At 72.3% G+C, this 16,662-nt stretch carries 15 protein-coding genes; 11 read left to right on the top strand and 4 right to left on the bottom strand.

Features of this window, described 5'->3' with window-relative positions; genetic code table 11:
- The first annotated feature begins 334 nt into the window (after positions 1–334).
- Both ACFWPS_RS10650 and ACFWPS_RS10645 read left to right on the top strand, forming a co-directional pair.
- Positions 335–1,381, top strand: coding sequence for a DUF2690 domain-containing protein (locus ACFWPS_RS10650; protein ID WP_383703240.1), 1,047 nt, complete (start codon positions 335–337; stop codon positions 1,379–1,381).
- A gap of 431 nt (positions 1,382–1,812) precedes the next feature.
- Complete coding sequence (locus ACFWPS_RS10645; RefSeq protein ID WP_362731749.1) at positions 1,813–2,802, top strand: malate dehydrogenase; 990 nt, start codon at positions 1,813–1,815, stop codon at positions 2,800–2,802.
- A 67-nt stretch (positions 2,803–2,869) separates the two neighbouring features.
- Here the strand turns inward: ACFWPS_RS10645 and ACFWPS_RS10640 are convergent, their stop codons facing one another.
- Positions 2,870–3,556 carry a siderophore-interacting protein gene (locus ACFWPS_RS10640; protein ID WP_383703237.1) on the bottom strand — a complete coding sequence of 229 codons (687 nt, stop codon included), beginning with the start codon at positions 3,554–3,556 and terminating at the stop codon, positions 2,870–2,872.
- A gap of 38 nt (positions 3,557–3,594) precedes the next feature.
- A complete protein-coding gene (locus ACFWPS_RS10635) occupies positions 3,595–4,998 on the bottom strand; it encodes an MFS transporter (protein ID WP_383703233.1) in 1,404 nt (467 codons plus the stop codon).
- Between the two features lie 95 nt (positions 4,999–5,093).
- On the opposite strand from ACFWPS_RS10635, the gene ACFWPS_RS10630 reads away from it, so the two are divergent.
- From ACFWPS_RS10630 to ACFWPS_RS10590, 9 genes are all read left to right on the top strand, one after another.
- Entirely contained in the window at positions 5,094–6,077 is a 984-nt protein-coding gene (locus tag ACFWPS_RS10630) for a LysR family transcriptional regulator (protein WP_383703230.1), read from the top strand.
- A 51-nt stretch (positions 6,078–6,128) separates the two neighbouring features.
- A complete protein-coding gene (locus tag ACFWPS_RS10625) occupies positions 6,129–6,689 on the top strand; it encodes a DUF664 domain-containing protein (protein WP_383703227.1) in 561 nt (186 codons plus the stop codon).
- 278 nt (positions 6,690–6,967) lie between these two features.
- Complete coding sequence (locus ACFWPS_RS10620; protein WP_217554263.1) at positions 6,968–7,147, top strand: hypothetical protein; 180 nt, start codon at positions 6,968–6,970, stop codon at positions 7,145–7,147.
- 23 nt (positions 7,148–7,170) lie between these two features.
- Positions 7,171–7,887, top strand: a complete 717-nt coding sequence (locus ACFWPS_RS10615) for a DUF2637 domain-containing protein (protein WP_383703224.1) — start codon at positions 7,171–7,173, stop codon at positions 7,885–7,887.
- Between the two features lie 238 nt (positions 7,888–8,125).
- Positions 8,126–9,637: an aldehyde dehydrogenase family protein gene (locus ACFWPS_RS10610; RefSeq protein ID WP_383703221.1), complete on the top strand. Its 1,512-nt coding sequence runs from the start codon at positions 8,126–8,128 to the stop codon at positions 9,635–9,637.
- A 79-nt stretch (positions 9,638–9,716) separates the two neighbouring features.
- Positions 9,717–11,240, top strand: a complete 1,524-nt coding sequence (locus ACFWPS_RS10605; RefSeq protein ID WP_383703218.1) for a GMC family oxidoreductase — start codon at positions 9,717–9,719, stop codon at positions 11,238–11,240.
- Positions 11,240–12,532 carry a glycine betaine/L-proline ABC transporter ATP-binding protein gene (locus ACFWPS_RS10600; protein ID WP_383703215.1) on the top strand — a complete coding sequence of 431 codons (1,293 nt, stop codon included), beginning with the start codon at positions 11,240–11,242 and terminating at the stop codon, positions 12,530–12,532. Before ACFWPS_RS10605 ends, ACFWPS_RS10600 begins: the two co-directional genes overlap by 1 nt.
- Positions 12,532–14,475 carry an ABC transporter permease gene (locus ACFWPS_RS10595; protein WP_383703212.1) on the top strand — a complete coding sequence of 648 codons (1,944 nt, stop codon included), beginning with the start codon at positions 12,532–12,534 and terminating at the stop codon, positions 14,473–14,475. The genes ACFWPS_RS10600 and ACFWPS_RS10595 overlap by 1 nt, the downstream gene beginning before the upstream one ends.
- 2 nt (positions 14,476–14,477) lie before the next feature.
- Positions 14,478–15,428, top strand: a complete 951-nt coding sequence (locus ACFWPS_RS10590) for an ABC transporter substrate-binding protein (protein WP_383703345.1) — start codon at positions 14,478–14,480, stop codon at positions 15,426–15,428.
- Positions 15,429–15,446: 18 nt separating this feature from the next.
- Here ACFWPS_RS10590 and ACFWPS_RS10585 read toward each other — a convergent pair whose 3' ends face one another.
- Positions 15,447–16,157, bottom strand: a complete 711-nt coding sequence (locus tag ACFWPS_RS10585) for an isocitrate lyase/phosphoenolpyruvate mutase family protein (protein ID WP_383703209.1) — start codon at positions 16,155–16,157, stop codon at positions 15,447–15,449.
- Positions 16,154–16,651, bottom strand: a complete 498-nt coding sequence (locus ACFWPS_RS10580; protein WP_383703206.1) for a carboxymuconolactone decarboxylase family protein — start codon at positions 16,649–16,651, stop codon at positions 16,154–16,156. Before ACFWPS_RS10580 ends, ACFWPS_RS10585 begins: the two co-directional genes overlap by 4 nt.
- Between the last annotated feature and the right edge of the window lie 11 nt (positions 16,652–16,662).

Raw genomic sequence — 16,662 nt, 5'->3', positions numbered from 1 at the left:
TGTGACCCGCGAGGTCACGGCTGGATGACCGGTGTGTCGATGTGTTGACAAGTTCGCGGATATGTCACGAAGCCGACTCACAGCCGGGCTAACGTGTCCAATCTGGACGAGCCGGCGGCCCGTTGGACCGTACGGCGGTCGGCGTGCAACGGTGCATGCCGGACGGGTCGATGCTCCAGTGCGCCCCCTGCCCGGGGACTGTCCGCCGAGGCCGCCGCATCCCGGTGGGTAGCCAGAACGGGGACCGGCGCGGGGGCACCGCGCAGGGGAGACGCGGGGGAAGACACCGCACCGAACCGGGGGAAAGAGGACCGGGGGAAAGAGGGGGGAAGCAATGCCTCGTTGGAAAGCCCTGCCGGATGAACTCGATCCGCAGGTCAAGGAGTTCGCGACCCAGCTACGGCGGCTCGTGGACCGCGGCGGGCTGAGCGTCGCCGCACTGTCCGACCGCACCGGCTACGCCAAGACGTCCTGGGAGCGCTATCTCAACGGCCGCCTGCTGGCGCCCAAGGGCGCGGTCGTGGCGCTGGCCGAGGTCACCGACACCGATCCCGTCCACCTCACGACCATGTGGGAGCTGGCCGAACGGGCCTGGAGTCGTTCGGAGATGCGCCACGACATGACCATGGAGGCGATCCGGATCTCCCAGGCGCGGGCCGCGCTGGGGGAGTTCGGGGCGCCGCCGGCCACGTCCGCGACCACCGCCGCCGGCGGGGGCAAGGCGCCGCGCCGGGCGGCCAGCGCCGTGGCGATGCCGGGGATCGCCGGGCCGGCGGGCGTCTCGCCCACCATCCCGCCCCAGCCGACGGCACCCGACGCGAACCGCCGGGAGGGCACCGGCTCCCGCGGCCCCGCCACGCCTCCGCCCCCGGCCCCGCCCGGCGGCGGCAGGCGGCGGCTGACGATGTTCCTCGCCGGAGTCGTCGGCGTGGTCGTGGTCATCGCCGCGGTCCTCTTCCTCACCGGAGGCGACGGCGGAGGGAAGAAGACCCAGGGCAACGGCGTCTCGGCCACCCCCTCCACCGGCACCAGCAGCGGCCTTCCGGCCGGGGTGAAGTGTGCGGGCGCCGGCTGCACCGGCAAGGACGCGGAGGCCATGGGGTGCAGCGGCGACCTCGTGACCACCGCCAAGACCGTCGCGGTCGGCGCGACCACCCTGGAGGTCCGCTACAGCAGGACCTGCGGCGCCGCGTGGGGCCGTATCACCGGGGCCGCGCAGGGCGACTCGGTCCGGGTCACGGCCGGGACCACCACGGAGCGCGGCTCCATCACGGCCACCGGCGACACGATCGCGTACACGCCGATGGTGGCGGTGCGGGACGCGGCACAGGCGAAGGCGTGCGCGACGCTGGCTTCGGGGCGGACGGGGTGCACGACGTAGATGCGTGACAAGAGCAGCCTGTCCGGCGTCTGAGAACGAGGCGGAAGGCCGACAGCGGGGGCCCGGGGGCGGCAGCCCCCGGACCTCGCAGCAACGCCGGCCGGCGAAGAAACCGGCGGCACACAGGAATGCCGGCCTCCTTCCTGGGCACGCGAAACGTATCCCCCCACGGGAGTCCGGACACCGGTACCCCCGAGAGGCGGCCGCTCCGTCCTCCCTCTCCCGGACGGGGCGGCCGCCTTCTTCGTGCGGCACTTGTAGGGTCGCCTCTGTGGGGTGAGCCACACCCACCCCTCGACGTCCGGCATCCGGATTGCGCGATAGCCTGACCGGTGGATCTCTTGATACCAAGAGATCGATCATTTGTACGTCCGCACCCCAGGGCACCCAGGGCAAGGACGCCCACCGCCAGCTGTCATACGGAGAACGCCATGACCCGCACTCCCGTGAACGTCACCGTCACCGGCGCGGCCGGCCAGATCGGTTACGCCCTGCTCTTCCGCATCGCCTCCGGCCAGCTGCTCGGCGCGGACGTGCCGGTCCGGCTCCGCCTCCTGGAGATCACCCCGGCGCTCAAGGCCGCCGAGGGCACCGCCATGGAGCTCGACGACTGCGCTTTCCCGCTCCTGGCGGGCATCGACATCTCCGACGACCCGAACGTCGCCTTCGACGGCGCCAACGTCGCCCTCCTGGTCGGCGCCCGTCCCCGCACCAAGGGCATGGAGCGCGGTGACCTCCTGGAGGCCAACGGCGGCATCTTCAAGCCGCAGGGCAAGGCCATCAACGACCATGCCGCGGACGACATCAAGGTCCTGGTCGTCGGCAACCCGGCCAACACCAACGCGCTGATCGCCCAGGCCGCCGCGCCGGACGTACCGGCCGAGCGCTTCACCGCGATGACCCGCCTCGACCACAACCGCGCGCTGACCCAGCTCGCGAAGAAGACGGGTTCGACGGTCGCCGACATCAAGCGGCTCACCATCTGGGGCAACCACTCCGCCACCCAGTACCCCGACATCTTCCACGCCACGGTCGCCGGCAAGAACGCCGCCGAGGTCGTCAACGACGAGAAGTGGCTGGCCGAGGAGTTCATCCCGACCGTCGCCAAGCGCGGCGCGGCCATCATCGAGGCCCGTGGCGCGTCCTCCGCGGCCTCCGCCGCCAACGCGGCCATCGACCACGTGCACACCTGGGTCAACGGCACCGCCGACGGCGACTGGACCTCCATGGGCATCCCGTCGGACGGCTCCTACGGCGTCCCGGAGGGCCTGATCTCCTCCTTCCCGGTCACCACCAAGGACGGCGTCTACGAGATCGTCCAGGGCCTGGAGATCAGCGAGTTCTCCCGCGCCCGCATCGACGCTTCGGTCCAGGAGCTGGCGGAGGAGCGCGACGCGGTCCGCGCCCTCGGCCTCATCTGAGCCTTCCGCACCCCGACGGGCCCCTCTCCGGATTCCTCCGGAGCGGGGCCCGTCGCCGTCTGCGGTGTCACTCCATCCCGCGCTTGCCCGGCGTCCAGAACGGCTTGGTGAGGACCGCGCGCCGGTCCCAACCCGCCTCCTGGACCAGCACCTTCCGCACCGCCTGCACGGCCCGTGCCTCCCCGGCGACGTAGGCGACCCCGCCGGGTTCGGGAGCGAGCCGGCGTACCGCCTCCGGCAGCGAGGTCTCGGTCCTGAGCAGCCAGTCGAGGCGCTCCGCGTGGGGGAGGGGCAGCCGGTCCGCGGCCGTCTCCGTCTCGACGCACCCGGAGATCCGGGCCTCCTCGGGCAGTGCCGCGAGCATCGCGCCGAAGGCGACCGCGGCCGTCTCGTCCCCGACGAAGAGGTGGTGGGCGGCGTCGGGGCGCAGCGTGAAAGTGCCCTCGGGCCTGCGCAGTCGTACCGGCTCGCCCGCCTCGACGGTCCGGCCCCACCGGGCGCCCGGGCCGCCCTCGGAGTGGTCGAGGACGCACAACTCGACGACGCCTGACGGGTCGTAGCGCCAGACCGAATACGTCCGGAGGGTCAGGCCGGCGACCAGGACGCGGACCTGCTGGCCGGGCCGGACGTCGAGGTCGGCGAGCTGGTCGCCGTCGATGCGCAGGCGGCGCATGCGGGCGGTGATCTGTTCGGCCTCGGTGACGGTGCCGCGCAGGGTCAGCAGGTCGAGGACGGGGTTCAGGAGGGCGGGCATCGGGGCTCCTCAACGGGCCGGGGTGTGCGGGGAGTTGCTCAGGCGCCGGTAGAACGCGATAGTACGCGTTGTGGATCGGACGCGATAGAGCGTGTCGGGGTGCGGCGGCCGTAACCGGCCACCACGAGCGCCGTCGCCGCGAGGACCAGCAGTGCGACGGTACGCAGGGCCGGGCCCATCCCGGAGGTGAGGTCGCCGTGCGCGGACAGGATCGTGCCGGTGACCGCGACCCCGAGGGCCGCGCCGGTCTCGCGCGCCGTGGTGCCGAGGCCGGAGCCGAGGCCCGCCTGGTGGGGCGGGAGCGAGCTGACCACGCCGAGGGTGAGGGCGGGCATGGACAGACCGGTACCGGCCGAGATGACCAGCAGCCAGCAGGCATACGTCCGGTACGGCGTGGACGCGTCGACGGTGGACGCGCCGAGCAGGCCGAGGCCGATCAGAGCGAGCCCGGCGCCGACGACCGCGCGCGGGTGGCCCGCCCAGCGGGCGGCGAGCCTCGGGACCAGGGCCATGCCGATCGTCAGCGGCATGATCGCGACGCCGGTCACGGCCGCGTCGTAGCCCTTCACGCCTTGCAGGTACTGCGAGTTGACGAAGAAGAGGGAGAAGAGGCCGAAGAAGCCGGCCGCCGTGCCGAGGGACGCCGAGCGCAGCCGGGCGGAGGCGAAGACGCGGGGGTCGAAGAGGGGGCGCGGCGAGCGCAGGGCGTGCATGGTGAACAGGGCGGTCAGGGCGGCGCCCGCCGCGAAGGAGCCGAGGATGGGCGCCGACGTCCAGCCGTACGTGGTGCCCTCGATGATGCCGAACAGCACCGCCACCAGGCCCGCCGTCAGGAGCAGGGTGCCGAGCGGGTCGAGGTTGCTGCGCGCGGAGCGTTCGGTGCGCGGGGTGACGACGGCGACGGCCAGGGCGAGCAGGGCGGCCAGCGGGACCATGGCGGCGAACAGGGCCCGCCAGGACAGGAACTGGCCGACCAGGCCGCCGCCCAGGTTGCCGGCCGCGCCGCCCAGGCCCAGTGCCAGGGTCCAGGAGGCGAGGGCGCGGGCGCGCTGCTCGGGGGCGGAGAGGTGGACCAGGATCGACATGGTGGCCGGGGTGATCAGGGCGGCTCCGGCGCCGGACAGGCTGCGGCCCGCTGTCAGCACGGCCGGATCCGGCGCCAGGGCGCTGGTGGCCGCGCCCGCCGCGAACAGGGCGAGCCCCGTGAGCAGGGCGCCCTTGCGGCCGTACCGGTCGCCGAGCGCGCCGGCCGGGATGAGCAGGGCCGCGAAGGCGATGACGTAGGCGTCGACGGTCCACAGGATCTCGCTGTGCGAGGGGTGCAGGGACGACGCGGCCAGTTCGGGGATGAGGAGGTTGATGGCGGCCACCATGCTCTGCGCGACCAGCACGCAGGCGCACAGGACGAGCAGGACAGGGCGTTTCAGGGCGTGCGCGGGCACGGCTCCTCCCGGGGAGCTGGTGGGTGGTGTGGGATGCCCTGTCACCGTAGGGTCGGGGCCGACCTGCTTTCCAGTGCAACCTTCGCAAGGGACGAATGCGTATGACGCAATCCACCGGCTCCCCCGGCAGTCTCGACCTGAATCTGCTGGTCGCGCTCGACGTGCTCCTGGAGGAGCAGAGCGTGCAGGGGGCCGCGCGGCGGCTGCATCTGTCCGAACCGGCCATGAGCCGCACCCTCGGCCGGATCCGCAGAGCCCTCGGCGACCCTGTGCTGGTGCGCGCCGGACGCGGGATGGTGCCGACCCCGCACGCGCTGGCCGTGCGCGCCGAGGTGAGCGCGGTGGTGGAACGGGCGCGGGCGCTGTTCGCACCGGGCCGGGACACCGATCTGCGCACCGTCTCCCGGACGTTCACGATCATCGGCTCCGACGCGATCGCCGGCACCCAGGCCGCCACCCTCTTCGCCCGGGCCGCCGCGGAGGCGCCCGGCATCCGTATCCGCTTCCTCGCCGAGGCCCATGTGGACCTGCCGTACCTGCGGCAGGGCACGGCCGATCTGGAGGTCGGGGCGATCGACACCACCGCGCCCGAGGTACGGGTGGAGCAGCTCCACGAGGACCGGATGCTCGGCGTCGTACGGTCCGGACACCCGCTGCTGGCCGGTGAACTGACGCCCGAGCGGTACGCGACCGCGGCCGGTCACCTGAACGTCTCGCGGCGCGGCAAGCTGCACGGCCCCGTCGACGCCGCGCTGGCCGAACTCGGCCTGGAGCGCCGGGTGGTGGGGACCGTCGGCACCTTCCCGGCCTCCCTCTTCGTGCTCCGCGACTCCGACCTGATCGGCCTGATCAGCTCCTGGGGAGTCCCGTTGGCCGCCGCCCTGGGCCTCGCCACCTTCGAGGTCCCGCTGCCGCTGCCGCCGATCCCCCTCGGCCTGGCCTGGCACCCGCGCCACGACGCCGACCCGGCACACGCCTGGCTGCGGCGCTGCGTACGGGAGTTGCTGGTCGGCCACGGCCACGGCCACGGCAACCGCAACGGCCACAGCAACCGCAACGGCCACAGCCACGACGGCTGACGACCGGCGGCTCCGGGGCCGTTGTCAGTTGCGGCCCGTAGCCTTCGGGGCATGACTGATGACACCCGGTCGGGCGTCTGGTGGGAACCGCCCGTCGCCGGAACGGAACTCGACACCCTGATCGGTTCCCTGGAGCGGCAGCGGCGCACCTTCGCCTGGAAGAGCGAGGGGCTCGACGCGGCGGCGCTCGGCCGTCGGCTCGCGCCCTCCGCCCTCACCCTCGGCGGGCTGCTGAAGCACCTCGCCCTGGTGGAGGACCAGTACTTCACCGTGCGGCTGCTGGGGGAGAAGCTCCCCGCCCCGTGGGACGCGGTGGACTGGGACGCCGAGCCCGACTGGGAGTGGGGATCGGCCGCCGCCGGCAGCCCCGAGGAGCTGTACGGGCTGTGGGATGCGGCGGTGGCCCGGTCCCGGGCCGCGATACGCCGGGCGGCGGCCGACGGGGACGCCGGTGTCCTGATCGCGTACACCTCCCGCAGCGGCGCGCGGCCCAGCCTGCGCCGGCTGCTGGCCGACATGATCGAGGAGTACGCGCGGCACGTCGGACAGGCCGACCTGATCCGGGAGTCGATCGACGGACGCGTGGGGGAGGACCCGCCGACCGACTTCTGACCAGCGGCGTCTTCCGAACCGACGGCCGTGACGACGAACCGGCCTGCCTGACGACGAGGCGGCCTGCCTGACGACGACGGTCGACTGAGGCACCGGCCCCGCACCGGCCCCCGCACCGGTCACATCGTCGTTCATTTAATTTCGGTATTCACGGAGTGTAATCTCCCGCATGCTTACAATTAATTAAATTGCGAGTCGGTAGGCATTCTATAGCTTCTCTTCCGGGTGACTGAATTCCCCCGAACGCTCCAAGTCCCACTCCGCGTGACGGTCGTTAGGTGACCGTGACGCGATTGGACTGGTGCGCAGCCGAAGATCATCCGACAACCGTGCTGCGTTGGCCCGGTGGTATGGATATCACCTCATGCTCGGACCTGCTCGATGATTTCCTGACGAGAATCAATGCGATGGAAAACGAATATCGGCGGACCCTGGCGGATCTGTACGCGGCGTTCTGAGACAGGGTGCGGAGGTTTAAACGATGGACGGGATTCAGCACGACTCGGGTCCAGGTCTCTACGACCATCCCGGTCTCTACGACCACACCGGCTTCTATGATCATCCCGGTCTCTACGACCACACCTGGGGTGTCCCGGAGCCGGGCGTCGCGCCGAACGACTGGGACCCGGTAGAGGAACTGGCGCAGATACTGTCCGCCCCGACCAGTGTGGCCGCGGCCCCCACCCTGGTGGACGTGCCTGCTCAGCGCCGGGCCAGCCGCCGGCGGGTCCGGCAGGACTCCCACCTGCTCGACGGCGGCCGAAGCGTCACCCACATCACGCTCCTGATCGTGGCGGTCTCGCTGTGCGCGGTGTCCATGCTGGCCTGGTCCGTCTGCTACTCCTACGCGCAACTGCGCGGTATCGCCTCGTCGGTGCTCCCCGGCGGGCTCGCGCAGTACTGGCCGCTGACGGTCTACGGCCCGTGGTTCGTGGCGGCGCTGTCCGTCCTGCGGGCCACCGCGCAGCGCCGGAGTGCACGGCGGTCCTGGTGTGTCGTGCTGGTCGCCTCCGTCGTGGCGGTGGGTCTGTGCATCAGCCACTCCTCCCATGCGCTGCTGTCCTTAGTGATCTTCGGGATTCCGCCCGTCACCGCCCTGGTCTGTTTCTGGGAGCTCGTCGGGCAGATCTCGACCAAGGGCCGGCCCCGGCATGCCGTGCCCGCCGTGCCCGCCGAATCGGCGAGCGCCACGCCCTGACCCGGGCCCGGAAGGGCCATGACCCTCGCGCGCCCGGTCCGCTCGTCGGCCGGGCGGCCGCGCGTCCGCCCTCTGTGATCCGTCTTATGCCGTTCTGTCCGACTGTTCAGTGACGCCGCACACTTTCGGCCGACGATTGCGCATGCAATCCGAGGCCGAGGGCAGGCGCCGACAGTCCCCGAGTGTGACCCGGATGTCACCCAGGGGCGCCGAACAGGAACGGAAGGCAATACCGATCATGGCGGACAGCACGGCACGAGCGACCATTCATGCCGGAGGCGAGTGGCTGACAGCCGCCTCCGGCGCGACGCGCGAGATCATCGACCCCGCGGACGGCCTGCCCTTCGCCGTGGTCGCCGAGGGCGACGAGAAGGACGCGGAGGCGGCGGTGGCCGCCGCCCGGCATGCCTTCGACACCGGTGACTGGCCCAGGACCCCCGTCGCCGAGCGTGCCGCCCTGCTCCGCCGGGTGGCCGACCTCCTCGTACGCGACCGCGAACAGCTCGGACTCCTGGAGAGCCGGGACGCGGGCAAGACGGTCGAGGAGGGCCGCGTCGACATCGACTGCGTCGCCGACGCCTTCCGTTACTTCGCCGACCTGGTGGCGGCGGAGGGCGCGGGCCGGGTGGTGGACGCGGGCTCGGCCGACGTCCACAGTGTCGTCGTATCCGAACCGGTAGGCGTGTGCGCGTTGATCACGCCCTGGAACTACCCGCTTCTCCAGGCGAGTTGGAAGATCGCCCCGGCGCTCGCGGCCGGCAACACCTTCGTGGTCAAGCCGAGCGAGCTGACCCCGCTGACGACGGTCGCGCTGCTCGGGCTGCTGGCCGAGGCCGGGCTGCCCGCCGGAGTGGCCAACCTCGTCACCGGCCCCGGCCACACCGTCGGCGCCCGCCTCTCCGGGCACCCCGACGTCGACCTGGTCTCCTTCACCGGCGGCCTGACCAGCGGGGTCAAGGTGGCGCAGGCGGCCGCCGTGTCGGTCAAGAAGGTCGCCCTCGAACTGGGCGGCAAGAACCCCAACCTCGTCTTCGCCGACGCCTGCGCCACGCAGGAGGGCTTCGACACCGCCGTCGACCAGGCCCTGAACGCCGTGTTCATCCACAGCGGCCAGGTCTGCTCGGCCGGCGCCCGGCTGATCGTCGAGGAGCCGGTGCGGGAGCGGTTCGTCGCCGAACTCGCCCGCCGGGCCGCCCGGATCCGGCTCGGCCGGGGCACCGCGGACGGCGTCGAGTGCGGCCCGCTCGTCTCCGCGCAGCAGCGCGCCAAGGTCGAGGCGTACGTGGCGTCGGCGCTGGCGGAGGGCGCGGTGCTGCGCGCGGGCGGCAGGCGCCCCGAACCGTCCGCCGACCGGCCCGCCTCGGGCTACTTCTACGAGCCGACGGTCCTCGACCAGTGCCACCGGGAGATGAGGGTCGTACGCGAGGAGGTCTTCGGCCCGGTCCTCACCGTCGAGACGTTCCGCACCGAGGACGAGGCGGTCGCCCTCGCCAACGACACCGAGTACGGCCTCGCCGGCGCCGTCTGGACGGCCGACGCCGGACGTGCCCGCCGGGTGGCCGGCCGGCTGCGGCACGGCACCGTCTGGATCAACGACTACCACCCCTACCTCCCGCAGGCGGAGTGGGGCGGCTTCGGAAAGAGCGGGACCGGCCGCGAGCTGGGGCCCGCCGGGCTCGCCGAGTACCGCGAGGCCAAGCACGTCTACCAGAACCTCGCGCCGAGGCCGGTGCGCTGGTTCGCGGGCTGAGCCGGTCCGGAGCCCGTCCCAAGTCCACTCGACCGTCGGCGCGAGAAGCCTTCGCAGTAAGCCCTTGGAGTACCCCCCCATGTCCCACCACACCTACGACTACGTCGTCATCGGAGGCGGAACCGCCGGTTCCGTCATCGCCTCCCGGCTCACCGAGGACCCCGACGTCACCGTCGCCGTCATCGAGGGCGGCCCCAGTGACGTGGGCCGCGACGACGTCCTCACCCTGCGCCGCTGGACGGGACTGCTGGGCGGCGAACTGGACTACGACTACCCGACCACCGAGCAGCCGCGCGGCAACTCCCACATCCGGCACAGCCGCGCCCGGGTGCTGGGCGGCTGCTCCAGCCACAACACCCTCATCGCCTTCAAGCCGCTGCCCTCCGACTGGGACGAGTGGGAGGAGGCCGGCGCCAAGGGCTGGGGTGCGGTGCCGATGGAGGCCTACTACGCCCGCCTCCTCAACAACATCGTCCCGGTCCACGAGAAGGACCGGAACGCCGTCGCCCGCGACTTCGTCGACGCGGCCCAGGAGGCGCTGGGCGTCCCGCGCGTGGAGGGCTTCAACCGCAGGCCGTTCACCGAGGGCGTCGGTTTCTTCGACCTCGCCTACCACCCCGAGACCAACAAGCGGTCCAGCGCGTCGGTGGCCTATCTCCATCCGGTGCTGGACGAGCGCCCCAACCTGACGGTCCTGCTGGAGACCTGGGCGTACCGGCTGGAGCTGGACGGCACCCGCGCCGAGGGCGTGCACGTGCGCACCAAGGACGGTGCGGAACTCCTGATACGGGCCCGCAGCGAGGTCGTCCTGTGCGCCGGCGCCGTCGACTCCCCGCGTCTGCTGCTGCACTCGGGTATAGGCCCGGCCCAGGACCTCGAAGCCCTCGGCATCCCGGTCGCGCACGACCTTCCGGGCGTCGGCGAGAACCTCCTGGACCACCCCGAGTCGGTGATCGTCTGGGAGACGCACGGCCAGATCCCGGAGAACTCCGCGATGGACTCCGACGCGGGCCTCTTCGTACACCGCGACCCCGAACACGCGGGCCCGGACCTGATGTTCCACTTCTACCAGGTCCCGTTCACGGACAACCCCGAGCGACTGGGCTACGAACGCCCCGCGCACGGCGTCTCGATGACCCCGAACATCCCCAAGCCCCGCAGCCGCGGCCGCCTCTACCTGACCAGCGCCGACCCGTCCGTGAAGCCCGCGCTCGACTTCCGCTACTTCACCGACGAGGACGACTACGACGGCCGCACCCTCGTCGACGGCATCCGCATCGCCCGCGAGATCGCGAGGACCGAGCCGCTGGCCGGCTGGCTGAAGCGCGAGGTGTGTCCAGGGCCGGAGATCCTCGGCGACGCCGAGCTCAGCGAGTACGCCCGCAAGGTCGCGCACACGGTCTACCACCCGGCGGGCACCTGCCGGATGGGCGCGGCCGACGACCGACTGGCCGTGGTGGACCCGGAGTTGCGGATCCGCGGCCTGGACGGCATCCGGGTCGCCGACGCCTCCGTCTTCCCGGCCATGCCGGCCGTGAACCCGATGATCGGGGTGCTGATGGTCGGCGAACGGGCCGTGGACCTGCTGAAGGGCGGTGCGTGATGAGCGGCACGACCCCTGTCTTCTCCGTCGACGGCCTGTGGAAGGTCTTCGGCCCCAAGGCCGAACGCGTCCCGGCGGACCCCGGGCTGACCGGCCTGTCCCCGGCCGAGCTCCGCAGCCGCACCGGGTGCACGGCCGCCGTCCGCGACGTCTCCTTCGACGTGCGCAAGGGCGAGGTCTTCGTGGTGATGGGCCTGTCCGGCTCCGGGAAGTCGACCCTGGTCCGCTGCCTGACCCGGCTCATCGAGCCGACGGCCGGCCGGATCGCCATCGACGGCGAGGACGTCCGTGCGATGGACAAGGGCCGACTGCGGGAGCTGCGCCGGCACCGGGCCGCGATGGTCTTCCAGCACTTCGGGCTCCTCCCGCACCGGTCCGTCCTCGACAACGTGGCGTACGGCCTGGAGATCCAGGGCGTGCGCAGGTCCGAGCGGCGCGCGCGGGCCGCCGAGGTCGTCGCCAAGGTCGGCCTGGAGGGCATGGAGCAGCGCCGCCCCGGCCAGCTGTCCGGCGGCCAGCGCCAACGCGTGGGCCTCGCCCGGGCGTTGGCCGTCGATCCCGAGGTCCTCCTCTTCGACGAGCCGTTCAGCGCGCTGGATCCGCTGATCCGGCGGGACATGCAGGAGGAGGTGGTCCGCCTGCACCGCGAGGAGGGCCGCACGATGGTCTTCATCACCCACGACCTCTCCGAGGCGTTGAAACTGGGCGACCGCATCGCCCTGATGCGGGACGGCAGGGTGGTCCAGCTGGGCACCCCGGAGGAGATCGTCGGCTCCCCGGCGGACGACTACGTCCGGGAGTTCGTCCGGGACGTGCCGCGCGAGCAGGTCCTGACGGTGCGCGTCGCCATGCGGGCGCCCGGGGGGACCGAGGAGACCGGTCCCGAGGTCAGCCCGGAAGCGACGGTCGCCGAGGCGATCGAGGTGGTGGCGGGGGCCGGCGTCCCGGCACGGGTCATGTCCGGCGACCGGTGCGTCGGCGTGGTCGACGCCGACACGCTGCTCGGCGTCGTGGCGAAGGGGGGCGGCACGGGCGGTGCTTCGGCTGCGGGCCGGTGGGGGCCGGTCGCGCAGTTCCCCGCGCCCCTGGGTGGGGATGCGCAGCCTTCGCCGGAAGGTTCCCCAGCCGCGGACGGGGACACCGTCCCAGCCGCGGGCGGTCGTGCCGCTGGGGTGATGGGGGTTCCCCCGCGCGAGCGGAGCCGAGCGTGGGGGAGGGTGGGCGCGGCGGCACCCCGCGAGCGCGGGCGAGTGAAACCCCCCGCCCCGCGCACCGGTCCGGAGGACGTCTGATGGCGACGATCAGTGTCCCCAGCCCTCGTCGAGTGGCGCTTCCGACCGGCCGAGTCGCCCGCAAGCTCCTGGCCCTCGTGCTGGCCGCCGCCGTCCTCGTCCCCATCGCCAACTCCCACTGGACCGGCCCCGCCTGGCCCCGCCACCTCACCGTCGACCTCTCCGCCCCCCTCTCCTCCGCCAGCAACTGGATCATCGACAACCGCGACACCCACCCCCTCTTCCTCTACTTCTTCGGCTACATCAGCAACGCCGTCGTGCTCACCGTCCGCGCCGTCTACCTCGCCCTCCTCGCCGCGGGCTGGCCCGGTGTCACCGTGTTCGCCGCCGCCGTCGCCCATCGCGTCGCGGGGACCAGGCTCGCCGTCGGTACGGGCGCCGCGTTCCTCGCCTGCGGTGCCCTCGGCATGTGGGTGCCGACGATGCAGACCCTCGCGCTGATGGTCGTGGCCGTTCTCGCGTCCGTCGCCGTCGGTTTCGTCCTCGGTCTCGGGGCCGGTCTCTCCGAACGGCTCCACCGAGCCCTGCGCCCGGTCCTCGACACCATGCAGGTGCTGCCGGCCTTCGCCTACCTCCTCCCCGTCGTCCTGGTCTTCGGCATCGGCGTCCCCGCGGCCGTCCTCGCCACCGTCGTCTACGCCGCCCCGCCCATGGCCCGGCTCACCGCCCTCGGCCTGCGCGGCGCCGACCCCGAAGTGCTGGAGGCCGTGGAGTCGCTGGGGGCCACGAGCCGGCAGCGACTGCTGACCGCCCGTCTTCCGCTCGCCCGCAGGGAACTCCTGCTCGGCCTCAACCAGACGATCATGATGGCGTTGTCGATGGCGGTCATCGCGTCCGTGATCGGCGCCGGCGGCCTCGGCGACCGCGTCTACCAGGCGCTCGCCTCGGTCGACGTCGGCGCGGCCCTCGCCGCCGGTATCCCGATCGTGCTGCTCGCGGTCGTCCTGGACCGCATCACCGCGGCGGCGGGCGAGCGCGTCGACACCCGGTCGACGCGGCCCGCCCCCGTCGGCCTCCTGTATGCCCTCGCCGCCACCGTCGCCGTCGCGCTCGCCGCCCGGCTCCTCGGCCGCCTCGACTGGCCCGCCGTCTGGACCCTGGACTTCGCCGAACCGGTCAACCGCGCCGTCGACTGGATGACCGCCCACCTGTACTCGGGTGTACCGGTCGTCGGCGGCACGGCGGACTGGGCGGGCCACTTCACCACCTGGGTCCTCGACCCGCTCCGGGACGGGCTGCAGTGGCTGCCCTGGTGGGCGGTGCTCCTGGTCGTCGCCGCCCTGGCCTGGCTGATCGGCACCTGGCGCACCGCGCTCACCGCCGTCCTCGCGATGGCCGCGATCGGTGTGCTGGGGGTGTGGGAGCCGGCGCTGGACACGCTGTCCCAGGTGCTCGCGGCTGTCGCCGTGACGCTCGTGCTCGGCTTCGCGACCGGCGTCGCCGCCGCCCGCAGCGTCCGGGTGGAGCGTGCGCTGCGGCCCGTCCTGGACGTCTTCCAGACCATGCCGCAGTTCGTGTACCTGATCCCGGTCGTCGCGTTGTTCGGCGTCGGCCGTGCGCCCGCCGTGGCCGCCGCCGTCGTCTACGCGCTGCCGGCCGTCGTACGGATCACCGCGCAGGGGCTGCGCCAGGTGGACCCGGCTGCCCTGGAGGCCGCGCGCTCGCTCGGCGCGAGCGGGCGCCAGCAGCTGTGGCAGGTCCAGCTCCCGCTCGCCCGGCCCGCGCTGCTGCTCGCCGTCAACCAGGGCGTGGTGCTCGTCCTCGCCGTCGTCATCATCGGCGGGCTGGTGGGCGGCGGTGCGCTCGGTTACGACGTCGCCTTCGGTCTCGCCCAGGGCGACCTGGCCACCGGGCTGGTGGCCGGTGCCGCCATCGTCTGCCTCGGGCTGATGCTCGACCGGGTCACCCAGCCCACGGAACGCCGTACGAGGAAGGGAGCGTGACCATGCGTCGTATCGCGATCACGGTCGCCGCCCCGCTGCTGGTCCTCGCGACCGGGTGCGGTGCCGCCGACATGACGAAGCAGGCCTCGCCGTTCGCCGAAGCGCAGGGAGCGAAGACCGTGACCCTGTCCGTGCAGTCCTGGGTCGGCGCGCAGTCCGACGTCGCCGTCGCCCAGTACATCCTGGAGCACAAGCTGGGCTATCGCGTCGACACCGTGCAGGTCGACGAGGTGCCCGCCTGGGACGCGCTCAGCCAGGGACGCGTCGACGCGATCCTGGAGGACTGGGGGCACCCGGACCAGGAGAAGCGGTACGTCGAGGACAAGGAGACCATCAGCCGTGCGGGGGACCTCGGGGTCACCGGGCACATCGGGTGGTTCGTGCCGACCTATCTCGTCAGACAGCACCCGGACATCACGGACTGGAAGAACCTGAACAAGTACGCCTCCCTCTTCCGCACCGCGGAGAGCGGCGGCAAGGGGCAGCTGCTCGACGGCTCGCCGTCGTACGTCACCAACGACAAGGCGCTGGTCAGCAACCTGAAGCTGGACTACCAGGTCGTCTTCGCCGGTTCCGAGGCGGCCCAGATCACCCAGATCAAGCAGTTCGCCAAGGAGAAGAAGCCCTTCCTCACCTACTGGTACGCGCCGCAGTGGCTGTTCAAGAAGGTGCCGATGACCGAGGTGAAGCTCCCCGCCTACAAGGAGGGCTGCGACGCCGACGCGGCCGAGGTCGCCTGCGGCTATCCGCACACCCCGCTGCAGAAGTACCTCAACACCGGCTTCGCGCACAGCGGCGGCAGGGCCGCGGCCTTCCTGAAGAGGTTCCGGTGGACGACCGAGGACCAGGACCAGGTCTCCCTGATGATCGCCGACCGGAAGCTGAGCCCTCAGGAGGCCGCGAAGGAGTGGGTGGAGAGCCACCCGTCGGTGTGGAAGAAGTGGCTCTCCTAGACCGGGACCTGCTGGATCCTAGGCCAGGACCTGCTGGACCGACCGGAGCGCCAGCCGCAGCAGTCCCGGGCCGAACGTGATCCTCGTGGCCCCGAGTTCGCCGAGCTCGGCGGGCGCGGGGCTCGCCCCGTCCGGGCGGGCGTACATGTTCAGCGGGCCCTCGATGCCCGAGCGGAGGAGAGGGAGCAAGGAGGCCGGGGCCTCGATCGGGTAGACGCAGTCGGCGCCGGCCGCGACGTACAGCGCGGCCCGCTCGATCGCCCGGTCGGGGTCGGTGACCCCGCGTGCGAAGGTGTCGACGCGGGCGTTGAGGAACAGCCGGTCACCGGCCGCCGAACGGACCTCGGCGAGCCACTCGGCGTGCTCGTGCGGGTCCTTGAGGACGCCCCCGTCGGAGTCCTCCAGGTTGCAGCCGACCGCCCCGGCCTCCAGCAGGCGCTCGACCAGCTCCTTCGGTGCCAGCCCGTAGCCGTCCTCCACGTCCGCGGACACCGGCACGTCCACGGCCCGCGTGATCCGCGCGACCGCCGCGAACATCTCCGCCGCCGGGGTCTCGCCGTCCGCGTACCCCAGACTCGCCGCGACCCCGGCGCTGGGCGTCGCCAGTGCCGGGAACCCGGCCGCCACCAGGGCCCGGGCGCTCGCCGCGTCCCACGGGCCGGGCAGGATGAGAGGGTCGCCGGGCGGGCGCCCGTGGTGCAGGGCCCGGAAGGCGTCGGCCTCGCTCATCCGTGCTGCCCCGGCTGGTAGTGCCCCGGCACCAGACGGAAGGTCACCCCGAACCGGTTCCACGCGTTGATCACCGTGATCGCGGCGATCAGCTGCGCCAGCTCCGCCTCCTCGAAGTGCTTGGCGGCCCGCTCGTACACCTCGTCCGGCACGAAACCCTCGGTCAGGACCGTCACCGTCTCCGTCAGCGCCAGCGCCGCGAGCTCCTTCTCGGTGTAGAAGTGCGCCGACTCCTCCCACGCGCCCAGCTGGACGACCCGCTCGACGCTCTCACCCTGCGCGAGCGCGTCCTTGCTGTGCATGTCCAGGCAGAACGCGCAGTGGTTGAGCTGCGAGGCCCGGATCTTCACCAGCTCCAGGAGCTTCGGGTCCAGGCCCTTCCGGGCGGCGGTGTCCAGCCGGACCATCGCCCGGTAGACGTCGGGGACCAGCTCCGACCAGGGCAGACGGGGGGAGTGCTCGGGCGCGTACCGGGTGGTGTCCTCTGTGGTCATGTCTCGACCCT

It is taken from the genome of Streptomyces sp. NPDC058457 (assembly GCF_042720695.1).
Classification (GTDB): domain Bacteria; phylum Actinomycetota; class Actinomycetes; order Streptomycetales; family Streptomycetaceae; genus Streptomyces.
The sequence above is the reverse complement of the archived record's forward strand: the minus strand, read 5'-3'. Positions and strand labels throughout refer to the sequence as shown.